The organism is Candidatus Desulfolinea nitratireducens (assembly GCF_982879505.1).
Window position 1 is genome coordinate 1 of record NZ_CEYOSI010000188.1, and the last position, 7177, is coordinate 7177.

The window sequence follows — 7177 nt, forward strand, 5'->3', positions numbered from 1 at the left end:
ATACAGGCTGAGAACCGCCCTCCCATTCTATATCGACGCGCGACAGGCAGGCATCGCACTCGCTCAGGTGAGCAATAACATGCTCGTTTTCATCATCGCTCAACATAAATTGGATATAGGATTGGATTTCTTCCGCGCTAAGATGATTGTTGGACATGATCTTTTTCCTGATAATAAGTTTTCATTGCCAGCCTCGCTCTCTGGACCCTCATCTTGGCCGCACTTACAGATAGGTTTAATTGGCCCGCAATTTCTTCATAGGTCAATTCTTCGGCATCTTTTAGCAAGAGAATTTCTTGTTCTGGTGCACTAAGTTGAGAGAAGGCTTGCTGGAAGGTTTGCTGCTGATGGATGTTGTGTTTGGGTAGTGCCTCTGCTTCGTCAGGAAGAACTTCTTCCATTTCTTGTAACGATTGATCAACCACCACCGGGCGGCGAGATCGTTTGCGCAACTCATTTTTGGCGGTATTGGTAGCAATGCTATACAGCCAGGTTTTCAGGGAAGAGCGTCCTTCATACTGTTCCAAGCTGCGGTAAGCTTTGAAAAAAACTTCCTGTGCCAGATCTTCTACATCCTGCTCGTGCGGAAAGTACCGGAAGATCACGCGCGCTACAATGGCATGATGCCGATGGAAAATCTCGGCAAAGGGGCGCTCGTCTTTGCTGCTGCGCGCCAGGCAAAGTGATATAAGTTCTGTGTCTGTGAGGTGGCTGAGATCATCCATAATAGGCATCAAGCCTGCCAACTGTCAAATGCGAGGCAGGCTTGATGATTATAGAGGCAACCTGTTGATTTTGGAAATACTCAGGTGGAAGTGATTACTCTTTTGCTTCCAGCTTATTGATCCAATTTTCTACCATACGGCCAGCAGTTTCGCGCGAACCTAAGCCAAAAGCCAGTGCGGCTGCTACACCAATTGCACCTAGCAGCACACCAAAGGCGATGTTGACGATCTCGCCAGCTACGCCAACTTGCTGGAGCGCCATTGCTGACACCAGAACGAGAATGGCAATGCGTGCCAATCCGGCCATGAAGCCGGCATTGTTCCCACCAGCCGCCAAGATGACATTGCGGGTCAGGTTAGCAAGGTACAAGCCAACTGCAAAGACGACCAGTGCCAGTAGCACCTGTCCACCAAAGGCCATAAAGGTTGCCAGCATATCAGCCAGGAAGCCAAAACCGAGCATGTCAGCAGCTTCGATGCCAGCCAACAGCAGTACTGCGGCGAGAACGATATAGCCGACAACTTCTGAAAGCGTACGCTGGCTCTTGTCAGAAGCAAGGCGCAATCCCAGCACTTCGGGAACCTTGTCAAAGCCAATACCCATCAGCAGGTTGCTGACCAAACCGGAGACCAGTTTACCAGCGAAGTAAGCGACCAGAAGCACAATTGCTGCGCCGAAGAACAGCGGGACACCGTTCATAACCGCGGTCAGCATAGAAATGGCAGGAGCAGAAATGGCTTCTACGCCAAGAGCGTTGAGGGCGGTGATAACCGCCGGGATCAGGATCAGGATATAAACCACTGAGCCGATGATCTTGGAAAGCGGCTGGGTTTGTGTTTCCCCGCTGACGCCAATACGATCACCGAAGCTGTCGATGTTGGTGGCAGCCAGCAGGTTGACCACGATCTGGCGCACAATGCGGGCGATCAGCCAGCCCACAAACAGGCTGATGGCTGCTGCAAAAATATTGGGAATGGCACCCAAGATGGTGTCTACAACGCCGGTAACCGGCTCGACCAGACCCTGCATGCCAAGAGCGTTCAGCACAGCAGGCAAGAAGAGCAGAAAGACCAGCCAGAAAACGCCGTTCGCCAGCGACTCAGAAACGCTGACTATTGGTTCATCGATTTCAGCTTGAGCAGCCAGGCGCTCATCGAGTTTGGTCACACGCATGGTGCGCTGGATGATAAACCTGGCAAGGGTAGCAACCAGCCAGGCAACCAGCAGAATCAATATCGCACCAAGCAACTGAGGGGCAGCCAGGGCAATCTGCTCCAGTATAGCGTTCAACGGGGTAGCCACAGCCGGGAGTTGCACGGTCTGGAAGAAAGCGACCAGCACGAATAGCATGACCAGATAGAACGCAGCTATTGAAACCCATTTCTCAATATTTAACTTGGTAGGCTCTTCGCCTTCAGCTACTGTACCCGCCAGGCGGTTGTCCAGGTTGGTGCGCTTCATCAGGCGATAAACCACCGATTTGATAATACGGGCGATGATCCAGCCCACGATCAGGATAGCCAGACCAGCCAGCAGGTTGAGCATGTCCTCGCCGACGAGAGCCATCAATTGGGAAAGCATTTGGTCAAACATAAAAAATCTCCTTTTGAAAGTGGTTAAATGGTTACTTGTACTTATTTAGACACCGAAATTTACCGGAGCGTCACATTTTCCTGAATAGCCCAGTTGTGACTTTTTTACTTCCGCCCGTATCTTATGGATAAATCAAATAAAGTTCGTACAATCCTACGTCACTGCGAGCGGAGTTTACGCAGCGCGGCAGTCTCCTTCGCCGAGAGGGAGATTGCTTCACCCCGAAGTGCATCGGGGTTCGCAAAGACGTGACATTGTACGAGTTTCAAACAATTTGTCCATTAGAAATACATCACTACGGGCATGTTCATCTCCAATACATCCGATCAGGGAGTAAGAATTACGAATGGAACTCGAACCAGGTTTTCAAAACAGAAATAGTTTTGCATTTAGAAGTTTTTTCAAAGTCGCCAATTTCCCCCTGTCATTGAACTGCATCATAGCAAGAAACCGCTCAATTTTATCTATTGGCGGTTTCCAAAAATCTTGTGGGCGCTGCCCCAAAGGATCCGGTCGAGCCGGACGAACGGTGCTCCGCGAAGGGACTCTTTCGTCACCCTCGAGGGAAATTCCAACTCCTTCAAGAATGTTTCGGTGAAACAAAAAAGCCAACCATCAGGTTGACTTTTTTTGTGGGCGCTGAGGGACTCGAACCCCCGACCCCCTCGGTGTAAACGAGGTGCTCTAACCAACTGAGCTAAGCGCCCTTGACGGGAAAATATACTTCTATATTCAATTGAAAAGCGTATACCCGAGTATCCCTTTGAGATAGGAGGGTAAGTGCCTCTTGCGGACGATATTATACACGACTTTGTGTTAAACTTCAGAGATATTTTATTTTCCGCCGGAGGACAATATGCGTTTTGTACGCTATCAAACAAAAGAGAAATCAGCACGCTACGGCTGGCTGCTCAACGACAAGATTGGCGATATAGAAGGGGATCTTTTTGGCGAATTTCGCCGTCTTGATGCGACCACCCCACTTGCAGATGCCCAACTCCTCGCACCATCTCAGCCGAGCAAGATCATCTGCGTTGGGCGCAATTACGCTGCCCACGCCAAAGAACATGATGCCGAAGTTCCCGAACTACCTTTGATCTTCTTCAAACCACCATCAGCCGTCATCAATCCTGGAGATGCGATCATCCTGCCTCCCCAATCCCGCCAAGTGGAACATGAAGCCGAACTGGTTGTGGTGATCGGCAAACGTGGGCGCAATATTATCTCAGAGGAGGCCCGGGAACATATCCTCGGCTACAGCATCGGGAACGACATCACCGCCCGCGATCTTCAAAATGCTGATCGTTTGTGGACACGCGGCAAAGGCTTCGACACCTTTGCTCCCTTTGGCCCCTGGATCGATACCGACTTCGACCCCTCAGACGCAGTCGTCACCTGCCGTGTCAATGGGCAGATGCGCCAAATGGCATCCACACGTGATATGGTTTTCAGCGTCAGCACGATTATCGCCTTTATCTCTTCAGTGATGACACTTGAGCCAGGTGATCTGATCTTCACTGGCACCCCCGCAGGTGTTGGAGCACTGAGCGATGGAGATATTGTTGAAGTAGATATTGAAGGACTAGGGGTACTTAGCAATCCTGTTATGAACGCATAAACGCCTTTTTATACCGTATCTTCTCAAGCTTTGCTTTACGCCCTTTCTGAAGCAGGGTAAAATTCCACTTTGGATATATCACCTAAAGGGTATTTTTTTATGAACGATCAATCGAAGAATAATGAGGAAAACGCCCGATCTTTTTCAAGCTGGTTGGGTGCACTTTGGCGTGCTGTAGCGGTTCCCCTGGCGGCAGTTCTTTTAGCAATTTTGATCGGTGCTATTCTTCTTGCCATATCAGGTGCAAACCCGTTCAGAGCCTATGCTGCGCTAATTGAAGGTTCTTTCGGCAGTATGAAAGCCTTCGGTCGTACTCTTGCGAAGGCCACACCGCTCATTTTTAGTGGGCTGTCAGTGGCTTTTGCCTTTAAAGCTGGTCTCTTTAATATTGGCGCGCAAGGACAACTCCTCTTTGGAGCGCTGGCTTCTGCTGTAGCGGGCTTTATGCTAAAAGGATTACCTCCCTTCCTTCACGTCACAGTAGCGGTTCTGGCAGGCGCCATAGCCGGCGCATTATTTGGCGCTATTCCCGGCGTACTAAAAGCATACACTGGAGCCAGTGAGGTCATCACAACAATTATGTTGAATTATGTGGCGATCAATATTACCGACTATATTGCTGATGGGCCTCTCAAAGATTCGGCGGGGGGTAATATCGTTGCCCGTACTCCCGAAATTCTGGATAGTGCACGCATCCCTTCGATTGGCGAAATTCCGGTTGGTTTTTTCCTGGCGATAATAGTCTCAATTATCGTCTGGTTTACACTCTGGCGAACTACTACAGGGTTTGAGATCCGTACGGTTGGCCTCAGCCCCCACGCTGCAAAATATGCTGGCATGCGAGTCGCATTTACCGTCATCCTCACTATGATTATCAGCGGTTTTCTGGCCGGTATGGGAGGCAGCATTGAATCACTGGGCATTGTAGGTCGCTACCAACCAGGGTTCAACACAGGTCTTGGTTTCGACGGAATCACCATCGCCTTGTTAGGCAAAACCCATCCTTTTGGAATCATCCCCGCCGCGATCCTGATTGGCGCAATGAAAGCCGGCGCCAGCACTATGCAATTTAATGCTGGCGTAGCCAAGGAAATTACCGATGTCATTCAAGCATTAATGCTCTTCTTTGTTACCGCAGATTTGATTATTCGCAAACTACTCCGCACCAGAGAAGAGGATGGTGAAAAAATCATCCTCAGTGGTTGGGGACAACAATAGGGAGCTCTTATGCAAAATACTATTTCTCTCCCAACCCCGGTTTCCCCAATAAAGCACTTTATCAAAAAATGGGGCGCTACCATTTTTGTCACGCTCACCGTCATCGTGATCACCATCTGGCAATATTCTGTTGATGGCCGCGTTACGGAAGCCGTTCTAGCCTCAACCATTCGTCAATCTACACCTCTGGTTCTTGGTGCATTATGCGGCCTTTTGGGGGAACGTTCCGGAGTGATTAATATCGGGATCGAGGGCCAAATGCTGCTCGGTGCCTTTGTCGGATTTCTTGTCAACGTTTGGACGGGCAACCTGCTCGTTGCCGTATTTGCGGCTATTTTTACCGGTGCCGTCATGGGCTTGCTGCTTGCCTATATGTCTGTACACCTAAAAATGGACCAGATCATCGGCGGAACGGTAATCACGACTCTTGCATTCGGATTAACGGGATACTTTTACCAGGTCGGATTGACAACAGAGGGCAAGCTGCTCCCCATCCCGCTTGGTCCGCTTGCAGATATTCCTCTCATTGGGCGCGCAGTCTTCAACAATCCCCCCATCACTTACGCTACTTTCGTCCTGGTTATCCTGGTTCATTACGTTCTCTTCTACACCAAATGGGGTCTGCGAACCCGCGCTGTCGGTGAACATCCCCGTGCCGCGGATACACTCGGAGTAGATGTCTATAAAGTTCGATATATAAACGTGATAGCAGGTGGTGCGATCGCCGGCCTGGCAGGTGGCTTCCTGACCCTGGAAGCAGTTGGCTCTTTTGAGCGGGCAATGACCAATGGACGTGGATTTGTAGCGCTGGCAGTAATGCTTTTCGGTAAATATACACCGCTTGGCGCGTGGGGCGCGGCTTTGCTCTTCGGGTTTGCAAACGCCATGCAAACCCAACTCCAATTTGCTGATATACAAGTGGCCCATCAGTTTATTGGGATGTTGCCTTATGTTTTGACCATTGTCATCTTATCTGGCTTTGTAGGGCGCACCCGCGTCCCCGCCGCAGATGGCGTCCCTTACGAGAAGGAGTAGGTCTTGACTGAAGAAAATCTGGCCCTCGAAATTCGTCACGTCACCAAACGCTTTCCTGGCGTACTTGCTAATGATGATGTAAGCTTTACGCTGCGCAAAGGCGAAATCCATGCACTGCTTGGTGAAAATGGCGCAGGGAAAACAACCCTGATGAACGTCGTCTATGGCTTATATACGCAAGACGAAGGGGAATTTTTAATCGACAATAATGTGGTTGAAATCAATGGCCCCAGCGATGCAATCAATTACGGGATCGGGATGGTGCATCAGCATTTTATGCTCGTTCCTGTCTTCAGCGTTACCGAGAATATGATCCTTGGTTCTGAAGTTACAAAAGGGACCAGCCTCGACCTGCGTCGTGCCCGCCGCGAGATTCTTGAAATATCTGAAGCTCACGGCCTCGAGGTGGACCCAGATGCAATAGTAGAGAATATACCGGTTGGTGTACAGCAGCGCGTTGAAATATTGAAAGCACTCTATCGAAAAGCAAATATTCTCGTACTTGATGAGCCAACGGCTGTTTTGACCCCACAGGAAGCAGAAGATCTTTTTCGAGTGATGCGCGCACTCACAGAAAAAGGTGTTTCAATCATCTTTATCACCCACAAACTCAAAGAAGTTCTCAATGTGGCCGATCGCATCACCGTGATGCGTCGAGGCAAGGTTGTCGGACATACTTCCCCACATGAGACAGATCAAAAAGGTCTCGCGGCTATGATGGTAGGTCGTGAAGTCCTCCTCGAGGTTAAAAAGGCGCCAGCCAAACCGGGCGATGTTGTTCTTGAGGTAGCTAACCTGACCATTGAGGGTGAACGAGGATTGGAAGTTGTAAAGGATATTTCCTTTGAAGTTCGTGCTGGCGAAATTTTAGGCATTGCGGGGGTTCAGGGGAACGGACAAACTGAATTAGTAGAAGCGATCACAGGATTACGCAGCATTGATGCAGGTGAAATTGTTCTCATGGGTAAAAAAGTCCCCTTTGAGAAT

At 49.7% G+C, this 7177-nt stretch carries 6 protein-coding genes and 1 tRNA gene; 4 read left to right on the plus strand and 3 right to left on the minus strand.

Translation table 11 applies throughout. The annotated features are described in order from the left end of the window. Positions 1 to 137: 137 nt before the first annotated feature. The 3 genes from AC3DOM_RS14000 to AC3DOM_RS14010 form a co-directional block, all read right to left on the minus strand. A complete protein-coding gene (locus tag AC3DOM_RS14000; protein ID WP_487919663.1) occupies positions 138 to 734 on the minus strand; it encodes an RNA polymerase sigma factor in 597 nt (198 codons plus the stop codon). 85 nt (positions 735 to 819) lie between these two features. Beyond that, entirely contained in the window at positions 820 to 2319 is a 1500-nt protein-coding gene (locus AC3DOM_RS14005; RefSeq protein WP_487919664.1) for a mechanosensitive ion channel, read from the minus strand. 633 nt (positions 2320 to 2952) lie between these two features. Continuing rightward, positions 2953 to 3026: transfer RNA gene (locus AC3DOM_RS14010), tRNA-Val, on the minus strand. A 149-nt stretch (positions 3027 to 3175) separates the two neighbouring features. Between AC3DOM_RS14010 and AC3DOM_RS14015 the strand changes: the two genes are divergently transcribed. The 4 genes from AC3DOM_RS14015 to AC3DOM_RS14030 all read left to right on the plus strand — a co-directional run. Then, positions 3176 to 3937, plus strand: coding sequence for a fumarylacetoacetate hydrolase family protein (locus AC3DOM_RS14015; RefSeq protein ID WP_487919665.1), 762 nt, complete (start codon positions 3176 to 3178; stop codon positions 3935 to 3937). A gap of 99 nt (positions 3938 to 4036) precedes the next feature. Continuing rightward, positions 4037 to 5155, plus strand: coding sequence for an ABC transporter permease (locus AC3DOM_RS14020; RefSeq protein WP_487919666.1), 1119 nt, complete (start codon positions 4037 to 4039; stop codon positions 5153 to 5155). 9 nt (positions 5156 to 5164) lie between these two features. Continuing rightward, the gene (locus AC3DOM_RS14025; protein WP_487919667.1) at positions 5165 to 6190 is read left to right on the plus strand and encodes an ABC transporter permease; all 1026 of its coding nucleotides are present in this window, start codon (positions 5165 to 5167) and stop codon (positions 6188 to 6190) included. A 3-nt stretch (positions 6191 to 6193) separates the two neighbouring features. Beyond that, on the plus strand, positions 6194 to 7177 hold a 984-nt coding region (locus AC3DOM_RS14030; RefSeq protein WP_487919668.1), incomplete at its 3' end, for an ABC transporter ATP-binding protein.